The organism is Aquibium carbonis, assembly GCF_003970795.1.
Taxonomy (GTDB): domain Bacteria; phylum Pseudomonadota; class Alphaproteobacteria; order Rhizobiales; family Rhizobiaceae; genus Aquibium; species Aquibium carbonis.
The window spans coordinates 1-17,459 of record NZ_RWKW01000004.1; the positions used below are offsets into that span (position 1 = coordinate 1).

18 protein-coding genes are annotated in these 17,459 nt (G+C 68.9%); 13 read left to right on the forward strand and 5 right to left on the reverse strand.

Features of this window, described 5'->3' with window-relative positions; genetic code table 11:
* Positions 1-43: 43 nt before the first annotated feature.
* Positions 44-433, reverse strand: a complete 390-nt coding sequence (locus tag EJC49_RS01745) for a phasin family protein (protein WP_245453221.1) — start codon at positions 431-433, stop codon at positions 44-46.
* Between the two features lie 205 nt (positions 434-638).
* Entirely contained in the window at positions 639-1,475 is an 837-nt protein-coding gene (locus EJC49_RS01750) for a universal stress protein (RefSeq protein ID WP_126697740.1), read from the reverse strand.
* A gap of 177 nt (positions 1,476-1,652) precedes the next feature.
* Here EJC49_RS01750 and EJC49_RS01755 point away from each other — a divergent pair, with 177 nt between their 5' ends.
* Complete coding sequence (locus tag EJC49_RS01755; protein ID WP_245453222.1) at positions 1,653-2,102, forward strand: c-type cytochrome; 450 nt, start codon at positions 1,653-1,655, stop codon at positions 2,100-2,102.
* A 29-nt stretch (positions 2,103-2,131) separates the two neighbouring features.
* A complete protein-coding gene (locus EJC49_RS01760) occupies positions 2,132-3,667 on the forward strand; it encodes a bifunctional aminoglycoside phosphotransferase/ATP-binding protein (protein WP_126697741.1) in 1,536 nt (511 codons plus the stop codon).
* A 27-nt stretch (positions 3,668-3,694) separates the two neighbouring features.
* Here the strand turns inward: EJC49_RS01760 and EJC49_RS01765 are convergent, their stop codons facing one another.
* Positions 3,695-6,376: a bifunctional acetate--CoA ligase family protein/GNAT family N-acetyltransferase gene (locus EJC49_RS01765; RefSeq protein WP_126697742.1), complete on the reverse strand. Its 2,682-nt coding sequence runs from the start codon at positions 6,374-6,376 to the stop codon at positions 3,695-3,697.
* Between the two features lie 197 nt (positions 6,377-6,573).
* Here EJC49_RS01765 and EJC49_RS01770 point away from each other — a divergent pair, with 197 nt between their 5' ends.
* From EJC49_RS01770 to EJC49_RS01820, 11 genes are all read left to right on the forward strand, one after another.
* Positions 6,574-6,960, forward strand: a complete 387-nt coding sequence (locus tag EJC49_RS01770; protein WP_126697743.1) for a DUF302 domain-containing protein — start codon at positions 6,574-6,576, stop codon at positions 6,958-6,960.
* Between the two features lie 45 nt (positions 6,961-7,005).
* Positions 7,006-8,880 (forward strand): heavy metal translocating P-type ATPase, encoded by a 1,875-nt coding sequence (locus EJC49_RS01775; protein WP_126697744.1) that lies wholly within the window; start codon positions 7,006-7,008, stop codon positions 8,878-8,880.
* Positions 8,881-8,948: 68 nt separating this feature from the next.
* The gene (locus EJC49_RS01780; protein ID WP_126697745.1) at positions 8,949-9,272 is read left to right on the forward strand and encodes a c-type cytochrome; all 324 of its coding nucleotides are present in this window, start codon (positions 8,949-8,951) and stop codon (positions 9,270-9,272) included.
* Positions 9,273-9,303: 31 nt separating this feature from the next.
* On the forward strand, positions 9,304-9,753 hold the full coding sequence (gene trxC, locus EJC49_RS01785) for a thioredoxin TrxC (protein WP_126697746.1): 450 nt from the start codon (positions 9,304-9,306) through the stop codon (positions 9,751-9,753).
* Positions 9,754-9,763: 10 nt separating this feature from the next.
* A complete protein-coding gene (locus EJC49_RS01790) occupies positions 9,764-11,029 on the forward strand; it encodes an MgtC/SapB family protein (RefSeq protein ID WP_126697747.1) in 1,266 nt (421 codons plus the stop codon).
* Between the two features lie 75 nt (positions 11,030-11,104).
* Positions 11,105-11,491 carry a hypothetical protein gene (locus EJC49_RS01795; protein ID WP_126697748.1) on the forward strand — a complete coding sequence of 129 codons (387 nt, stop codon included), beginning with the start codon at positions 11,105-11,107 and terminating at the stop codon, positions 11,489-11,491.
* Positions 11,492-11,534: 43 nt separating this feature from the next.
* Positions 11,535-12,125: an NAD(P)H-dependent oxidoreductase gene (locus EJC49_RS01800; protein WP_126697749.1), complete on the forward strand. Its 591-nt coding sequence runs from the start codon at positions 11,535-11,537 to the stop codon at positions 12,123-12,125.
* 258 nt (positions 12,126-12,383) lie between these two features.
* The gene (locus tag EJC49_RS01805) at positions 12,384-13,904 is read left to right on the forward strand and encodes a PAS domain-containing sensor histidine kinase (protein ID WP_126697750.1); all 1,521 of its coding nucleotides are present in this window, start codon (positions 12,384-12,386) and stop codon (positions 13,902-13,904) included.
* On the forward strand, positions 13,891-14,508 hold the full coding sequence (gene fixJ / locus EJC49_RS01810; RefSeq protein WP_126697751.1) for a response regulator FixJ: 618 nt from the start codon (positions 13,891-13,893) through the stop codon (positions 14,506-14,508). Before EJC49_RS01805 ends, fixJ begins: the two co-directional genes overlap by 14 nt.
* 124 nt (positions 14,509-14,632) lie before the next feature.
* Positions 14,633-15,007 (forward strand): hypothetical protein, encoded by a 375-nt coding sequence (locus EJC49_RS25525; protein ID WP_170314566.1) that lies wholly within the window; start codon positions 14,633-14,635, stop codon positions 15,005-15,007.
* Positions 15,008-15,092: 85 nt separating this feature from the next.
* Positions 15,093-15,746 carry a helix-turn-helix domain-containing protein gene (locus tag EJC49_RS01820; RefSeq protein ID WP_126697753.1) on the forward strand — a complete coding sequence of 218 codons (654 nt, stop codon included), beginning with the start codon at positions 15,093-15,095 and terminating at the stop codon, positions 15,744-15,746.
* A 24-nt stretch (positions 15,747-15,770) separates the two neighbouring features.
* Here the strand turns inward: EJC49_RS01820 and EJC49_RS01825 are convergent, their stop codons facing one another.
* Complete coding sequence (locus EJC49_RS01825) at positions 15,771-16,544, reverse strand: fumarylacetoacetate hydrolase family protein (RefSeq protein ID WP_126697754.1); 774 nt, start codon at positions 16,542-16,544, stop codon at positions 15,771-15,773.
* A gap of 1 nt (position 16,545) precedes the next feature.
* Positions 16,546-17,457 (reverse strand): DUF6807 domain-containing protein, encoded by a 912-nt coding sequence (locus EJC49_RS01830; protein WP_170314567.1) that lies wholly within the window; start codon positions 17,455-17,457, stop codon positions 16,546-16,548.
* Between the last annotated feature and the right edge of the window lie 2 nt (positions 17,458-17,459).

Sequence of the window (17,459 nt, forward strand, 5' to 3'; positions counted from 1 at the left end):
CGCTCATCGAAGCCGCTCCGTTCCGCTTTCCCAGGGATGGGCGTCAGGCGACGGTGCCGGCCGCCATGTCGTCGACCACCGCCTGCGCCTCGCGCCGCACCTCGTCGGCCGTTTCGCTGGCGATCCGGGATCCGAGGCTGGCGAACTTGCTGGTCTCGCCGGAATATTCGGCAATGGCGCCTTCCATGAAACCCGCATAGACGTCGAAGGCGTCCTTCATGTCGTCCGATGACGAGAGATCGTCGAACAGCTTGATGTCCTGCTCGATGCGGTGCCTGACGAAATCCAGCGCCTCGACATTGTATCGCAGGGCCGCCTTCACGGCGTTCGCCTGCAGCCTGGCGGCGGCGATCCAGAACTTCTGCACGTTCGCCACGCCCGGCGCCGCTCCGGTGAACGTCCTGAAGGCGGCGGGGTTCATTGCGTTGATCATGATGGTGGCTCCTCTGTGAACGGAAGCCCGGATCGGATCAGCCCGAACCGGGGGTCGTCGCAAATGCCTCTTTCGGCTTTGACGGGCACCTTTTTCGCGAAACGTCTGACCATGGCAGGATAGCGCGGCCGGCCCGACCGTGGGTTGATCCGGATCAAACCCGGGGCGAGACGGACGGCCGCCCCGGATTGGAGCCCCCAGGCCCTCAGCGGGCGAAGAGGACCGGGACGGTCGCCTCGTCGAGCATCGACTTCGTCGTGCCGCCGAACATGCGCTGGCGCAACCGGGAGTGGCCATAGGCGCCCATCACGATCAGGTCGGCGGCGACATCGACGGCGTGCTGGCGAAGCACGGCCGCGATGGGCTTGCCGCCCGAAGGCAGGCGGTCGACGGAAACCTTGGCGCCGCGCCGCGCCAGATAGGTGGCGGCATCGGCACCCGGTTCGGCGCCATGCCCGTCCTCGCCCTCGACGGGATCAATCAGCGTCAGGTGCACCGCGTCCGCCCCCGCCAGCAGATCGACAGCCGCATGCATGGCGCGCGAGGCCTCGATGCCGGCATCCCAGGCCAGCAGCACGCGCCGTGGCGAGATCGTCGGCTTTGCGCCCGCGGGCACGACCATCACCGGTTGCCCGGAGGAGAACATCGCGCCTTCGATGACCCTGGCGCCCAGAACCTCGTCGCCGAGCAATCCGGCGGCCGCGATGGTCAGGTCGGCATAGCGCGCGCGCCGGCCCACGACCTCGTCGGCCCAGGCGAGTTCCGGATAGGCGGACGAGACGTCGGCGGAGATGGAGGTGCCGGCGAGCCTGGCCGTCACAGCGGCGCTGCGGTCGTCCAGCCGCTTCTGGCCGGCCTGGCGGTCCTGGATCCAGCCATCCGACACCATCGCCGCGAATTCCCCGACGGGCGGCGCGGGCGCGATCTCCACGATCAGCACCGACAGGTGCACGCCTTCGTCCTCGCACAGCTTCATCGCCAGCGTCAGGTCGTCATCGCCGTTTTCCGTACCGATGATGGTCAGTATCGTCTTGATGGACATCGTCTCTTCCTTTCCGGGCGCGGTCGCCTTGCACGCTTGACCCTAGGTTCCAACGCGAAGGGCATCATTGCGTTGGATCAACTTCCGGGTACACGCGCCGGGTCCAGGTTGACCCGGATCAAGGCGCCGGCTCCACGCTGGTCTAGCCTGCGACGAAATGAACGACTGGAGGCGGCAATGAAGACGATGGCGGCGGCGATCCTGGCGATGATGGCGGCCTCGTTGGTGACCGGCCCTGCGTGGGCGCAGGATGCGGGCGATGCCCCGCCCCCCGAGCAGGGCGCTGTCGACATGCCCTACGGAGAGGCCGAATTCCTGAATTCCTGCGTGGCCTGCCACGGCGACGACGGGCGCGGCGCAGGCCCGATCGCGGGCGATCTCCTCAAGCCGCCGACGGACCTCACGCTGCTGACGCGCGGCAATGACGGCGCATTTCCATATTATCGCGTGTTTGCGGTGATCGACGGTCGGTATCTCGTCTCCGGGCATGGCGACCGCGAGATGCCGGTCTGGGGCCGCCAGTTCATCGAGGAAGACGCGCGCATGTTCGGCGCGCAAGGTGGCGAGATGATCACGACCGAACGAATTCACGAGCTGACGAGTTACATCCAGAGCCTGCAACGCTGACGGCACGAACCCAGGGAAGGACCGAAGCGATGATCGTCGAGGATCAGTCCCCAGTCGTCGCCTTCCTGTCCGATCCGGCGACGCATGGCGCCACCGGGCCGGTCGAGACGATGGAGACGCACATCTCGCGCATCTTCCTCGTCGGCGACCGGGCCTTCAAGATGAAGCGGGCGGTCAAGCTGCCCTATGTCGATTTCTCGACGCCCGACAGGCGGCTGGAAGCCTGCCGCCGCGAGGTCGCGTTCAATGGCGAAACCACGCCCGAACTCTATCTCGGCGTCCGCGCCATCACGCGCGGCGCGGATGGCGGCCTGACGCTCGATGGCGACGGCGTCCTCGTCGACGCCGTGGTGGAGATGGCGCGCTTCGACCAGGCCGCCCTCTTCGACCGGATCGCGCTGGCCGGCGGGCTGTCGCCCGACCTGATGACCGAGACGGCGCGCATGATCGTCCGGTTCCATCGCGCCGCGCCGACCGTTCATGCCGGCGCGGGCGCGGACAACATCGCCGGGGTGCTGGACATCAACGAGGCGGCCTTTGCCGCGAGCGGCGTGTTCGGCACGGAAGCGGTCGCCACGCTCAACCGCGCCTTTCGGGAGGCGCTCGCCCGCCACGCCGCGCTGCTCGACCGGCGCGAGGCCGCCGGCAAGGTGCGCCGCTGCCATGGCGACCTGCACCTGCGCAACATCGTCCTGATCGATGGCGCGCCGCGCCTGTTCGACTGCATCGAGTTCAACGACGCGATCGCCACGATCGATACGCTCTATGATCTCGCGTTCCTTTTGATGGACCTTTGGCATCGCGGCTACGATGCCTTCGCCAACCGGGTGATGAACCGCTATCTCGACGAGGCGGACGACGAGGACGGCTTCCCGCTGCTGCCGTTCTTCATGGCCATCCGTGCGGCCGTGCGCGCCCATGTCACCGCCACGCGGATTGCGGATGGCGGCGATCCGGACGGGCGGCTTGGCGCCGAGGCACGGTCCTATTTCGATCTCGCCGGCCTTCTGCTCGAGCCGCGTCCGAACCGGCTGATTGCGATCGGCGGGCTGAGCGGCACGGGCAAGACGACCGTGGCGGAGGCGCTGGCGCCGACGCTCGGGCCACCGCCCGGCGCCCGCATCGTCGAAAGCGACCGCGTGCGCAAGGCCATGCACGGCGTGCCCGCCGAGACCCACCTCCCGCCAAAGGCCTACACGCCGGAGATCTCGGAGCGGGTCTACGCGGAGATGGCCTGGCGGGCGGGGCTGATCCTGTCGGAAGGGGGAACGGTGGTGGCCGACGCGGTGTTCGATCGGCTCCCCGATCGGGAACGGATCGCCGGGGTGGCGCAGGCGCGATCCATTCCCTTCTGCGGCGTCTGGCTCGAAGCCGATCCGGCGCTGTTGTGGGAACGCGTGCGCGACCGCCGAGGCGGACCGTCCGACGCGACGGTCGACGTCCTGTCGCGGCAGCTCGCCCGCAAGGTCGAGTGCACCGACTGGGACCGGCTGGACGCGGCGCAACCGGCGGCTGGGATCGTCGAGGCGGTGCTGGCGCTGGCGGCAGCCAAGGGCGACGGGTAGCCCTGAGCCCCGCCGCCTGCGGCGCTTCTATCGCAGGGTCAGCACCGCCAGATACACGCCCTGCTCCTGCGGGTGGTGCTCGATGACGAAGCCGAAGTCGCGGCACATGGCCAGCATCTTGTGGTTCTCGGCCAGGACGATGCCCTCGATCCGGCCGATTCCTTCGGCCCGCGCATATTCGATGAGCCGGCTCAGCAATGCGAAGCCCAGGCCTTGCCCCTGCACGTCGGTTCGGATCAGAAGCGCATATTCCGCCGCCTCGCGATCCGGATCGCTGGAGAGGCGACCGATGCCGGCGAGATCGCCGGACCCCTGCTCCAGCGCCACGAAGGCCATGTCGCGCCCATAGTCGAGCTGGGTCAGCCGCTTCAGCATCTCGTCGGGAAAATTCTTGCGCGGCGCGAGAAACCGGAACCGGATGTCGGCCGGCGACGTCCTGTCGAGGAAGGCGGGATAGAGCGCGATGTCGGCCGGCCGGATCGGCCGGATGGCGTAGCGGGCCTGGCCGCTGTCGAAGTCGCTCTCCAGACCGGACGGATAGGGGCGGATGGAGAGTGCGGGATTCGGCCCCGGGAGCCCGACCAGCATCGGATCGATCTGGATCCGCGCGTCGAGCGCGACCACGCCGTCCGCGTCGGCAAGCAAAGGGTTGACGTCGACGGAGACCATGCAGGGAAAGTCGACCGCCATCTGGGACAGGCCGTTGAGCGAACGGATGATGGCCGCCCGATCGGCCGGCTTGCGGTCGCGGAAGCCGGCGAGCAGCTTGCCGATCCGCGTCCGGTCGATCAGGTCGCCGGCCAGCACGTCGTCGAGCGGCGGAAGGGCGACGGCCGTGTCGTTCATCACTTCGACGGCGATGCCGCCGGCGCCGAACAGGATCACCGGTCCGAAGATCGGGTCGCTGCTGATCCCGACGATCAGTTCCTGCGCCTCGCGTCGCGTGATCATCGGCTGCACCGCGAAACCCTCGACGTCGCCCTCCGGCGCGAGCCTTCCGACCTTGTCGACGATGCCCTCGGCGGCCGCGCGCGCGCCATCGGCGCTGTCGATGCCGAGAACCACGCCACCGACGTCCGACTTGTGGGTGATCGTCTTGGACAACAGTTTCACGACCACCTTGTCCCACGTGCCGAGCAATCGTGCCGCAGCCTGGCCGGCCTCTTCCGGCGTGGCCGCGACGATCGTCTCGGGCGCCGGGATGCCATAGGCGGTGATCGCCGCCTTGGCTTCCGGCTCGGTGAGCATGTCGCGGCCTTCGGCGGCCACCTTGCGGAAGATCGCCTCCACCGTCTCGCGGTCCGCCTCGATGTCCTCGCCGCGGCTTTCGGGCACCCGCGACAGTGCCGCCTGCGCCTTCGACCAGTCGGCCAGATAGGACAGCGCGGATGCGGTATCGGCGGGCGTCGCGAAGCTCGCCACGCCGGCCTCGTGCAGGATCTGCCGTCCTTCGCGCGCCGTGCTCTCGCCGAGCCAGCACGTCAGCACCGGCTTGCCATTGATCATGCCCTTCGTGGTGAGGTCGGCGACGGCGCGGGCCGATTCGACCGGGGAGGCGAGGCCGGTCGGACAATTGAACACCATGACGGCGTCGGTGCCGGGATCGGCCGCCACCGCCTCGATCGCCGCCACGTAACGCTCGGCCGGCGCATCGCCGATGATGTCGACGGGGTTTGCCCGCGACCAGGTCGGCGGAAGCGCCTTGTCCAGACTGGCGATCGTCTCCGTCGCCAGCGCGGCCAGCTCGCCGCCGCAGTCGATGATCTGGTCGACGGCGAGGACGCCGGCGCCGCCGCCATTGGTCACGATCGCCACCCGGGCGCGCCCAAGCGGCTGGAAACGGGCGGTGATCTCGGCGGCGTCGAAAAGCTCGCCAAGGCCGTTGACGCGCAGGATGCCGGCGCGCGACAGGGCCGCCTCGACGACCCGGTCGGCGCCCGACAGGGCACCGGTATGGGTCGCAGCGGCCGCGGCCGCCTCCTCGTGGCGGCCGGCCTTGATGGCGATCACCGGCTTGATGCGGGCGGCGGCGCGCGCCGCCGACATGAACTTGCGCGGGTTCGGGATCGATTCGAGATACATGACGATCGACTTCGTGCGCCCGTCGCCGGCCAGCATGTCGAGATAGTCGCCGACGTCCACGTCGGCCATGTCGCCCAGGGACACGATGTGCGAGAAGCCGAGATTGTTCTCCGCCGCCCAGTCGACCAGCGAGGTGGCGATGGCGCCCGACTGCGACAGGAGGGCGATCCCGCCGGGCTGCGGGGTCATGTGCACGAAGCTGGCGTTCAGCTTGGCCGGGGGCACCATCAGCCCGACCGTGTTCGGGCCGATGATGCGGAAGAGAGTGGGCTTCGCGGCGTCGAGCATGGCCTGCCTGAGCCCGTTGGCCACCGTCAGGCCGGCGGTGATGACGACGGCTGCCCGCGTGCCTTTCCTGCCCAGATCGCGGATCAGGCCGGGCACCGTGGCCGGCGGGGTGACGATCACCGCGAGATCCGGCGCTTCCGGCAGGCTTTCCGCATCCGGATAGCAGGTCAGGCCGGCGATCTCGGCATATTTGGGATTGACCGGCCAGATCGCGCCTTCGAAGCCGCCCTTGACGATGTTGCCCAGCACGACGCTGCCGACCGAGCGCTCGCGCGGCGAGGCGCCGACGACGGCGACGGATCGCGGGCGGGCGGCGAATTCGAGGTTCCTGATCGTCACGTCGGTTTCTCCATCACTTCACCGGCACTGTCTGCGACCTTATCGCGGCCCAATCGTTGCGGTGGATCAAAGCGGCATCGGCGCGTGCGACCTAGTCTTAAGCATGATCATGCGACAGGTTCGCGATCTTTCGGGACGCGGGGCCGCTTCGCAACCGAGCTGCGGCCAGTCCGCGGCTCAAGAAGGAGACGTGAGCGATGAGCTACTATTTCACCAAGACGATCGACATGCCGTTCGACGCGGCCGTTGCCCATGTGACAGAGGCGCTCGCGGCCAAGGGCTTCGGCGTCCTGACCACGATCGACGTCAAGGCGACGATGAAGAAGAAGCTGGATGTCGACTTCAAGCCCTACACCATTCTCGGCGCCTGCAATCCCAAGCTCGCCCTGAGCGCCCTGCAGGCCGAGGACAAGATCGGCACGATGCTGCCCTGCAACGTGATCGTGACCGAGACGGCGCCCGGCAAGGTCGAGGTGGCGGCCGTCGATCCGGTGGCCTCGATGTCGGCCATCCAGAATCCGGCGCTCGGCGACATCGCCGGCAAGGTCCGCCAGATGATCTCGGACGTGGTGGACGCGCTCTAGCGGCCGGCCGGTCTGCGGCCACGGTCGGGAGGGGAGGTTGCGGCGGTGAGCGAAGGCATCTTGCGCAAGCTTCTGCTGGCCATCGCCCTGGCCGGTCTGGCGACGGGCCTTGCCGGCGCCGACCTCGGAACCGGGTGGACACCCGGAACCATCTGGACCCTGTCGACCCTTCCGGTGATCGCTCTGCTGGCCGTGTCCATCGTGCGCGATTTCATGATCGGGCGGGTGGGGGTCGATGCCATCGCCCTGGTGTCGATGTCGGCGGCGCTGCTGCTCGACCAGCCGCTGGCGGCGGTGGTGGTGGCGGTGATGTATGCCGGCGGCAGCGTGCTGGAAGACTATGCCCGCGGCCGCGCCCAGCGCGAGTTGCGCGCCCTGTCGGACCGTTCGCCGCGCATCGCTCATCTCCAGGTCGGCGGACGGCTGGAGGACGTCGCCGTCGAGCGGGTCGAGGTGGGCGACGAACTGCTCGTCCGCGCCGGAGACGTGCTGCCGGTCGATGGGGTTCTCCTTGGCGAAACCGCAGCGATCGACGAGTCGGCCGTGACCGGCGAGCCGTTGCCAAGGCATCTGCGCCAGGGCGACCGCCTGTTCAGCGGCACCGTCAATGCGGGCGAAACCTTCCGGATGCGGGCCACCGCCATGGCGCGCGCCAGCACCTATGCCGGCATCGTGCGCATGGCGGAGGCGGCGCAGACGGCGAGGGCGCCGCTGATGCGCATGGCGGACCGTTTCGCGCTCTGGCTCCTGCCCGTCACACTGGCGGTCGCCGGGCTCGCCTGGTGGCTCTCGGGGGATCCGGTTCGCGGACTGGCGGTGCTGGTCGTCGCCACGCCCTGCCCGCTCATCCTGGCGGCACCGGTCGCCTTCATCGGCGGCGTCTCGCGCGCGGCCAAGGCGGGCGTGCTGATGAAGGGCAGCGCCGCGCTGGAGGCGCTGGCTGGCGCAACCACCGCGATCTTCGACAAGACCGGGACGCTCACCCATGGCGGGGCGGAACTGATCGGGATGGAAGCCGCGCCGGGGCGCGACCCCGATGAGTGCCTGCGCCTGCTGGCCTCCCTCGAGCAGGCTTCGCCCCATGTCGTGGCGGCGGCCGTGGTGGAGATCGCCAGGACGCGCGACCTCGCCCTGTCTCCCCCCCGCGACGTGCGCGAACAGCGAGGCGCGGGCGTGGAAGGCCTGGTCGACGACGTCAGGGTCAGGGCGGGTTCGCGCAGCTACGTCGTCGACGACGCGGAGACGCCGCTGTGGGCCGAGCGCGCCGCGCTGCGGTACGCGGGACAACCGATCCTGATCGTCCACCTGACGATCGACGGCCGCCTGGCGGCCCTGTTCTTCTTCGGAGACAGCCTTCGCGGCGACGCGCTCGACACGCTCGCGGCGCTGAGGGAGGCGGGGATCACCCGGACGGTGATGCTGACGGGGGACGATTCCGACGCGGCGACCCGCATCGGCGAGACGCTGCGCCTCGACCGCCTGCTGGCGAATGCCGACCCTGCGGCCAAGGTCGCCGCGGTCGCGGAGGAGCGGGCGCGAGCACCCACGCTGATGGTGGGCGACGGCATCAACGACGCCCCGGCGCTGGCCTCGGCGACGGTCGGAATCGCCATGGGGGCACGTGGCGCCACGGCCTCCTCGGAGGCGGCCGACATCGTGATCCTGACCGATCGGCTGAAGCCGGTGGCGACGGCCGTTGCCATCGCCCGGCGCACGCGCGGCATCGCCCTGCAGAGCATCGTCGCGGGGATCGGGCTGTCCGGCGTCGCCATGGTCTTTGCCGCGTTCGGATATCTGACGCCCGTCGCCGGGGCGCTGGTGCAGGAGGCCATCGACGTCGCGGTGATCCTCAATGCGCTGCGGGCGCTCGGCGGCGGCGACCCCACGGCCCGGCGCGCCATCAAGGCCGGACGGTCTTGACACGGGTCAAGGCCCTTGCGGCGCTTCATGAGAAGATGCAACCCTTCCAACGAAAGGCGAGGACGCACATGTCGAACACAAAGCCCTGGTTGCTGCTCCTGGCCATTGCCTTCGTGCAGCCGGCCGCCGCCAGCGATCCCGAGAGCGCCTTTCGCGGCAAGCGCCTGGCCGAGGTGAACTGCGCCGACTGCCACGCCATCGCGCAGGTCGACGAGAGCCTGGACCCGGCGGCGCCACCGTTCCGCAGCATGGCCGAACGCCGCGACCTGGCCTCGCTGCGAACCGAGATGACCGGCGACCTGTTTCTCCGCCACGCGGTGATGCCGGATTTCGAGCCGGATGCGGGGCAGGCGAACGACATCGTGACCTATATCGAGAGTATCCAGGACTGACGCGCCTGGCGAGAAGGATGGGAGACGCGTGATGGGTGAGGAGAACCTGATCGTCTGCAGCCGCTGCGCGGCGGTGAACCGGCTTTTGCCCGGCCGGAACGCCGAAGAGGGAAAATGCGGCAAGTGCCACGAGCCGCTGTTTTCGGGTCATCCGGAAGACATCGACGCCGCCAATTTCGACAAGCAGGTGTCGCGCGGGACGGTGCCGGTGCTGGTCGACGTCTGGGCGCCCTGGTGCGGTCCGTGCCGGATGATGGCGCCCGCCTTCGAGGCGGCGGCGCGCGAGCTCGAGCCCCAGGTGCGGCTGATCAAGCTGAATTCCGACAACGAGCAGGCGGTCGCCAACCGGCTGGGCATTCGCGGCATCCCGACCATGATCCTGTTTCGGGCGGGTTCCGAGATCGCCCGCACGTCCGGCGCGCTGACCACGTCGCAGATCGTCTCCTGGACCCGCGACCACCTGCAACGCGCGCGCGCCTGAGCGCAACCGGATGGATCCGCTCCTTCCGCGCCTTGGCCTGGCCCTCGCGATCGGCCTGCTGGTGGGGCTGGAAAGGGGCTGGCGCGAGCGCGACGCACCCGACCGCAGCCGTACCGCAGGCTTCCGGACCTACGGCATTTCCGGTCTGCTCGGCGGCATCTTCGCCGCCCTCGGCGCGGCCGTCGATTCGGTGGCGGTCCTTGCCGTCGGCTTCGTCGGCTTCACGGCCGTCTTTGCCTGGTTCAAGCTGCGCGAGGCCACGCATGATGCCGATTTCAGCGTGACCGGGGTGATCGCGGGCATGGCGGTCTTCGCGCTGGGGGCCCTGGCGGTGGCGGGCGACACGCTCGCCGCCGCGGCCGGCGGCACCGCGCTGACGGCCCTTCTTGCAAGCCGCGAGGTTCTTCACGGCATGCTGAAGAAGCTGACCTGGACCGAGCTGCGCTCGGCACTCGTGCTCGCGGTCATGACCATCATCGTGCTGCCGGTCCTGCCCGACCGGACGATCGATCCCTGGGGCGGCGCCAACCCACGCGAAATCTGGTTCTTCACGGTTCTCATCGCGGCCATCTCCTTTGCCGGCTATGTCGCGACGCGGATCCTGGGCGAAAAGCGCGGCTTGCTGGTGAGCACGCTGGCGGGCGCGGTGGTTTCGTCCACGGCGGTCACCGTGGCGCTCGCCCGCATGGCGAAGAGCGGGCCGACCGTGCTGCCGCTCGCCGGCGCCGCCTCGCTCGCGGCCATGGTTTCGCTGCTGCGCGTGGGCGCCATCGTCGGCGCCATACGGCCCACGGTTCTGGCCCATGCGGGACTGCCGATCGTCGCGGCCGCCATCGTTCTGGCCGCATCGGCCGGGGTGATGTTTTTCCGCGATGGCGGCGCGGAACCGATGGAGCAGCCCGCGCGCAACCCGTTCGACCTGGCGCCGCTGCTGGCCTTCGCAGCCCTGTTCGCCTTCGTTTCCACGGTGAGCGCGGCCTTGTCGGGGCTGGTCGACGAACGCGGCCTGCTGGCGACGTCCGCCGTATCGGGCACGTTCGACGTCGACGTCGCGGTCCTGAGTTCGCTGCGGCTGGTGGAGCAAGGCATCGCACCGGCGACCGTGGCGGTCGCCGTTCTCCTGGCGCTCGCGGCCAATGCCGTCGGGCGGCTGGTGCTCGCGGCCCTGGCAGGCCCGGCGCGCTTCGTGCTGCCGCTGGGGGTGGCGACCGCGCTGGCCGGGCTGGCCGGCGCATCCGCTTATCTTGTGCTCGCGCCGCTGCCCTTTCCTGCCTGACCGCAACCTTGATTCCGATCAAGGCGTGTTCGGATCACCCGGCTACTACGATCGGAGCGAAAGAAGGAAACACCGATGACGCAACTCAAGGATCTCTCCCCGAACTTCCGTCACGTGCGCCTGCTGCTCGCCCGCGAGAAGGGCCACCCGGCCGGCGAACGAGACGAGGGCTACGACATCCTCGCACCGCTGCAGGCGGACGGGCGGCTCGATGCCGCGGACTGGAAGACGCATCAGGAGCATTGCCGGGTCCGACATTTTCGCCCGGGCGAGAACGATCGGATCGGTCGGCTGCGCCGCAAGCCCGGCGGCACCTGGTTCTTCGACTACGAGGAGGGCGACCGCGACGACGAGGTCGGTTTCCGCTTCGGCGCGGAGCGCTTCGTCACCGGCGAATACGTGTCGGTGAAGAGCGACGGCGCCATGCACACCTATCAGGTCGCGCGCGTCGAACGACCGTGAGCGGCGGCGGGCGATCCGCGCCGACGACGAAGCCGGAAACACGATGTCCCGCCGCATCCTGATCGTGATCGGCCATCCCGACCCTTCGCCCGACCGGTTCGCCCGCGCTCTGGCGCAGGCCTATGCGGACGGCGCGACGGCTGCGGGCCACGAGGTTCGCCTCGTCGACCTTGCCGGCCTCGACTTCCCCCTGCTGCAGACGCGCGCGGCGTTCGAGACCGGCGAGCCACTTCCCGTGCTGGCGCAGGCGGTCGACGACCTGCGCTGGTGCGAGCACGTCGTCTTCGTCTTTCCGCTCTGGCTCGGCACCATGCCGGCCCTGCTGAAGGCCTTCCTGGAGCAGGTCATCCGACCGGGCATCGCCTATGCACGTCCCGAAAGCGGCAGGGGCTGGGCGCGTCCCCTGCTGCGGGGCCGCTCCGCGCGGCTCGTGGTGACGATGGGCATGCCCGCCCTCCTCTACCGCCTCTGGTTCCTCTCCCACGGCGTTGCCGGCATGCGGCGCAGCATCCTGGGGTTTGCCGGCATCCGCCCGGTGCGCCAGACGCTGATCGGGCTCGTGGAAGGCGCAAGCGACCCCCGCCGCACGGCATGGCTCGCGCGGTTGCGCATGCTTGGCGCCCGGGCGGCCTGAGGCGCTCTCCGCGGCCCGGCCACCCCAAAGGCGCGCGCAGGCCCAATCCGCGTCGCGTGCCCGGGTCCGTCGCTCCACGGTCTCCGGCGCTTCGCGTGTTGACCGGACGAAGCCTATCCTGCGATATGGGCCGATGCCGGTTCATGACCGCGCCGTCATGTCCAACGACGCCGAGACGAGCCTTGTGATGGAGTCGATCCCGTATTGTGCCCGGCCTTCGGGCCAGCCGCGGGCGCGACATGCAACAGACTGACGACCATGGACATCCATCCCATCGCCCGGGACGAGAATCGGCTGCTGAGCAGATCGCTGGCGTATCGATGCGCGGGTTTTCGCGGCTACGGCATCGCGCTCCTGGTCGTCGCGATCGCCTTCACCGCCCGCCTCGCGCTCGACGATTCGCTCGACGGCCATGCGGTGTTCGCGCCGTTCCTGCCGGCGATCCTGATCGTCTCCGGCTTCTGCGGGCTCGGAGCGGCCGCGTTCGCGTTCGGGCTTTCGCTCGCGGGCGCCTGGTACATCCACGAGCTTCAGCCGGGCGAGGCCGTCCCGTCCGTGGAAATGCTGCTCTACACGCTGACCGGCGTGCTGACGATCGCGATGGGCGAGATCATCAACCGGTCGCGTTTCGCCGCCGAGCGGACCGGCGAAATCCTGAAGGAGCGGGAGGCGCATCTCGCCTCGATCCTGAACACGGTGCTCGACGCCACCATCGTCATCGACCGAAAGGGCACGATCGTGTCCTTCAACACGGCCGCCGTGCGCCAGTTCGGCTATGCGGCGGACGAGGTGATCGGCCGCAACGTGCGCATCCTGATGCCTGAGCCCTACCAGGCGCAGCATGACGGCTACATGCAGCGCTACATGGCGACGGGCGAAAAGCGCATCATCGGCACCGATCGCGTGGTGGTGGGCCGGCGCAAGGACGGTTCGACCTTTCCCATGAAGCTCGCCGTCGGCGAAATGAAGAGCGGCGACCGGCTATACTTCACCGGCTTCGTGCGCGACCTGACGGAGCGTGAGGAATCGGCCGCTCGCCTGCAGGAGGTGCAAGGCGAACTGGCGCGGCTGGCGCGGCTCAACGAACTGGGCGAGATGGCATCGACGCTGGCGCACGAGCTGAACCAGCCGCTGTCGGCGATCGCCAATTACGCGCAAGGCTGCACGCGCCTTTTGCGCGGCGCAGAGGACGGACCGTCGATGCGGGTGCGCGAGGCGCTGGAGGAAATCTCGCGCCAGTCGCTGAGGGCGGGCCAGATCATTCGCCATCTGCGCGAATTCGTGATGCGCGGCGAGACCGACAAGCAGGCCGAAGACATTCGCCGGATGGTGGAGGAGGCCGGCGCGCTGGCGCTGGTGGGTTCGCGCGAGCGCGGCGTGCGCTCGGTGTTCGACTTCCGGCCGGGGGCCGAGCTCGTGCTCGCCGACCGCGTCCAGATCCAGCAGGTGCTGATCAACCTCATGCGCAACGCCATGGAGGCGATGAGCGACAGCGAGCGCCGCGAACTCACCATTCGCACGACGCCGCACGGCGACGGCATGGTGGCGGTGGAGGTGTCGGATACCGGCCCCGGCATTTCCGACGAGGTGGCGGCCCGCCTGTTCCAGCCTTTCGTCACGTCAAAGGCCGGCGGAATGGGCATTGGCCTGTCCATATCGAAGCGGATCATCGAATCCCACGGCGGCACCATGGAGGCGCAACGCGCGGACCAGGGCGGGGCGCTCTTCCGGTTCACCCTGCCCGCGATCGAGAGCGAGACGAGCAATGGAAACAGGTGAGTATGTCGTTCACATCGTGGACGACGAGGAACCGGTCAGGAAATCGCTGGCCTTCATGCTGACCATCGCCGGATTTCCGGTCCGCATGCACGAGTCCGCGGCCGCTTTCCTGGCCGCCGCGCCGGGACTGCGCAATGCCTGCCTGGTGACCGATCTGCGCATGCCCGAGATCAACGGCGTCGATCTGATCCGGCGCCTGCGCGACATGGCGGTGTCGGTTCCCTCGATCGTCATCACCGGCCATGGCGACGTGCCGATGGCGGTGGAGGCCATGAAGGCCGGTGCGCTCGACTTCATCGAGAAGCCCTTCGAGGACGAGGTCTTGATCGCCGCGATCACCCGCGCGGCGGCGGAACTCGATCGCCAGGCCGCGACGCAGGATTCCACCGACATTCTCCGGCGGCTCGAACAGCTCACCGACCGCGAGCGCGAGGTGCTGGCCGCCGTGGTGGCCGGCCATGCCAACAAGACCATCGCCTACGACCTGAACATCAGCCCGCGAACGGTCGAGGTTCATCGGGCCAACGTCATGGCCAAGATGGATGCCCGGAGCCTGCCGGAGCTGGTGCGCATGGCGCTTGCGGCAGGGATCGTTCCCAAATAGGCCGATCTCCAGCACGGCGCGCCATTTTTGACCTGGAGCAATGCGCCGATCCCCTTCCATCTCTATCCGAGGTCGACCGGCCGCCCTGTGCGCGGCCGCTGGCGGCGCGTTGGAGGCTGTTTACGTGAAGCATGGCCGCAAGGTTCTGGTCGTGGTCCCGAACGACGAGCTTCGTCGCTCGATCGAGTTCACGGTCGAGGCCGAAGGCTACGAAATCGAATCGCATGCGGGCTTCCCGACGGTCTTCGCCTCGCACAAGTTCAACGGCTTCGATTGCGCCGTGGTCGACGAGGACGCGGTGGATGCGCGCCAGCGCAACCTGATCGAGTTTGCGCGGATCGCCGGCGACGAGCGGCCGGTCGTCGTCCTGGTGGACAGGACCGCGACGCTGGACAGCGTCGTGCCGTTCAAGCTGCTCCGCAAGCCGCTGCTCGGGCCCGCGCTGGTGGAGGCGATCCTGCCGAAGGTGGGGGCCAAGACTGCGGAACCGGCTACGTAGAACCCCGTAGGGACATGAACGAATACAAGCGACCGGAAAAATAGGCGAGCTTGCACCGACAGAACGAACAGCGTCGGAGGAAGCCATGACCATCCATTCCCGCGAATTCCGCAGTGCCGCGATCCTCGGAACGCCCTCGGACATCCGGATCGATTCGCTGTTCGACGGCTGCGCGGGGCAACCCGCCACGCTCTTCGCTGCCGGCTCCGAAATCTACGCCCAGGGCGAGAAGGCCGGCGACCTCTACCTCATCGAATTCGGCGCCGTGCGCGTCTACCGGCTTCTGGCCGACGGACGCCGCCAGATCTCGTCGTTCCACCTCGCCGGCGAAGTGTTCGGTTTCGAGGCCGGCGGCACCCATCATTTCTTCGCCGAGGCCATCGGTGCGACGGGCATTCGCGTCATTCGCGCCGGCCACGGCGCCGACCGGTCGCGCGAACTGCTGCCGCTGGTGCTGCAGGGGCTGGTCAAGGCGCAGGAGCATCTCCTGGTGCTCGGCCGCCAGCAGGCCGCCGAGCGCGTGGCCGCGTTCCTGCTCGACATGGCCGCCCGCCAGGGCGACCTCGAAGAATTCGACCTGCCGATGTCGCGTGGCGACGTCGCCGACTATCTCGGCCTCACCATCGAGACCGTCTCGCGCGTCTTCTCGCGCATGAAGGACAAGGGCATCGTGCGGCTGCCGAGCCTGCGTCGCGTGCGCATCCTGAAGTGGGACACGCTGCGCGCCATGAGCGAGTAGGTTCTGCGCCCATCCGGCCCGCGATCACGCGGGTTCGGCCACAACCGGGTTCGACAGCACGCCGATCCCGTCGCCGAAGATCTCCACGACATCGCCGGGCACGATGGGACCGACGCCCGACGGCGTACCGGTGATGATGACGTCGCCCGGCAGCAGCGTCATGGCGCCGCTGAGATAGGCCACGAGGTCGCGCACGGAAAAGAGCAGGTCGGCGGTCGAGCTCGACTGGCGCTCTGCGCCGTTGACGCGGGCGCCGATGCGGATGTCGGCCGGGTCGAGCCCGGTGGCGATGACCGGGCCGAGCGGACAGAAACCATCATAGCCCTTGCCCACGAGCAGCGCGCCCTGATCCATTTCCGTCTTCTGGATGATGCGTTCGCTGACGTCGTTGGCGAGCGTGTAGCCGAGCACATGGTCGAGCGCGTCGGCCGGCGCGATGCGTCGACCGCCGCGGCCGATCACCACCGCAAGCTCCGCCTCGAAATGCACCAGCCCGGCCTCGCGCGGGTAGACGATCGGATCGCCTGGTCCGATCACCGCCGTCGATGGCTTCATGAACAGCAGCGGCGTCGTCGGCGTGGCCGATCCCGATTCGGCGATGTGGGCGACATAGTTCAGCCCGACGCCGAAGACGCGCGGCGCTTCCACGGGCGCCAGCAGGCGAAGCTGCGCGAGCGGCCACGCCTTGCCCGTGCGGTGCACCACACCGAAGGGAGCACCTTCGAACTCGTGGACGACGTCTCCGTCGAGATCGCCATAGGCCCGACGCCCATCCCTTTCGAACCGTACGATCAGCATGTCACGATGTCTCCCTGGCGATGGCGTCGTTCTCGTCCTGGTCCGCCTCGCCGTCATGCACGAGGACGGTGTAGCGCGACTGGTAGGTTCGACCCTGGTCGAGCAGAAGTGGCGCCGAACGAAAATGCCCGACCGAGACGACACCCCAGTCGGCGGCGAACCAGAACGGCTTCCGGCTGTCTACCGGATGCGGCACCACCGAGACACCGGCCTCGCGGCCGCCGCCGACAGGACCGGTGAAGTCCACCCAGGTCGCGCCTTCGCCGCAGATGGCCGCGCCGCCCTCGCGGCCCCTGTCGTCGCGCAGCCTGCCGCCATTGGCCGCGATCAGGCTGTCGGCCACCCGGACGTTGAACCAGGCATGCCGCGTCGGACCCAGCCGAACGGGACAGGCGGCGGGCGTGAAGGTGGACGTCACATCGATCCGGTGCCGGCGCGCGCTGGTGGAGACGACGAAGCGGCGCTCTTCGGTGGCGACGAGGCGGCCATCGTCGGCGCCCCATTCCGGCGGGCCCCGCCAGTCGAGCCGCTGGCGAATCTCGAACCGTCCGTCGCCGGACGCCGTGCCGGAGACCGACGTCTCGAGGATGCGGCCCGGCGCACGACCCTGGAAGACCTCGTCGACGTAGAAATTGTAGGTGTAGTCCTCGACCGTCCCGCCGACGGCCGGCACCAGCGTGTCGACGTGGTCGGCGCCGATCCACAGCGATGCGTGATGGGGATGGTCGGCCGGCCGCTCGGCCGTGACCAGGAAGCCGGCCGGGGTGTAGAGCGGGAAGACATAGGCGCGATGCTGGCCCTGCGTCAGCGCCAGCACCGGTCGGCCATCCAGGAACAGACGTCGGCGGTGGGTGCGTGCCCAGGCGCCTTTCGGCAGGTCGATGTCCTCGGGCTCGAAGCTGTAGTCCGGCAAGG